General features: G+C 45.9%; 1 protein-coding gene. It reads left to right on the forward strand.

Annotated features, from left to right (window positions below):
- The coding region (locus AB9K32_RS00015; RefSeq protein WP_369883993.1) for a hypothetical protein at positions 1–281 on the forward strand (281 nt) is incomplete at both ends.

Consider the following 281-nt stretch of genomic DNA (forward strand, 5'->3'; position numbering starts at 1 on the left):
TTCGAACATCTCAACCAACACTACGAACATTTCGAACAATGCGAGTGCGATAGCAACGAACACTTCGGACATTGCCAACAACACTACGGCTATAGGTAACAATGCCACGGATATTTCGAACAACGCTACGAACATATCCAACAACACTACGAACATTTCGAACAATGCGAGTGCGATAGCGACGAACACTTCGGACATTGCCAACAACACTACGGCGATAGGTAACAATGCCACGGATATTGCGAATCATATAGCGGCCGATGCCGATACGAACATTGGTA

The sequence above is a fragment of the Allomuricauda sp. XS_ASV26 genome (assembly GCF_041224615.1).
Classification (GTDB): Bacteria; Bacteroidota; Bacteroidia; order Flavobacteriales; family Flavobacteriaceae; genus Flagellimonas; species Flagellimonas alginolytica.